Genomic DNA, 753 nt, shown 5'->3' on the forward strand with positions numbered 1-753 from the left:
ATCCGATAGAAATTAAAACCCGCCGCGTCAGCCTGGTGCTGCGCAGGAAGGATTTGGCGCTGCTGCAGCTCGACGGCCAGCCCTGAGCCGGCGCGCCCTCCGTTTGCCGGTGCGCCTTTGCACCGGCGTTGTTCTCCTTGAAGACGACACGCAGAACTATGAAAAAACTCACCATCGGCTTAATCGGYAACCCGAACTCCGGCAAAACCACGCTGTTCAACCAACTGACCGGCGCGCGCCAGCGGGTCGGCAACTGGGCGGGTGTGACGGTCGAACGCAAGGAAGGCCATTTCACCACCCCGCAGTCCGACGTGCGGCTGGTCGATTTGCCCGGCACCTACTCCCTGACCACCATTTCGGAGCAGACGTCGCTCGATGAGCAGATCGCCTGCCACTACATTTTGAGCGGCGACGCCGATCTGCTGATCAACGTGGTGGATGCCTCCAACCTGGAACGCAACCTCTACCTGACGCTGCAGCTGCTGGAGCTGGGCATTCCCTGCATCGTGGCGCTCAACATGCTCGACATCGCCAAAAGCCAGCATATCGATATCGACGTCGCCGCCCTGTCGGCGCGCCTCGGTTGCCCGGTGGTGCCGATGATCTCCACCCGCGCCGACGGCATCGGCGTGCTGAAACAGATGATCGACAATCATCGCATCAACGAACCGCAGGCGCTGGTGAACTACCCGCCGCTGCTGCTGAAAGCGGTCGCCACGCTGAGCGACGCCATGCCGCAAACGCTGCCGGCGG

At 62.4% G+C, this 753-nt stretch carries 1 protein-coding gene and 1 pseudogene; both read left to right on the forward strand.

Annotated features, from left to right (window positions below):
* Positions 1 to 86 (forward strand): annotated as a pseudogene (locus ADK28_RS32550) (iron transporter); the annotation flags it as partial.
* A 72-nt stretch (positions 87 to 158) separates the two neighbouring features.
* Positions 159 to 753 (forward strand): FeoB small GTPase domain-containing protein (locus tag ADK28_RS22280; RefSeq protein ID WP_048796690.1); only part of this gene is annotated, 595 nt, incomplete at its 3' end.

It is taken from the genome of Serratia sp. 506_PEND (assembly GCF_001076875.1).
GTDB classification, from domain to species: domain Bacteria; phylum Pseudomonadota; class Gammaproteobacteria; order Enterobacterales; family Enterobacteriaceae; genus Serratia; species Serratia marcescens.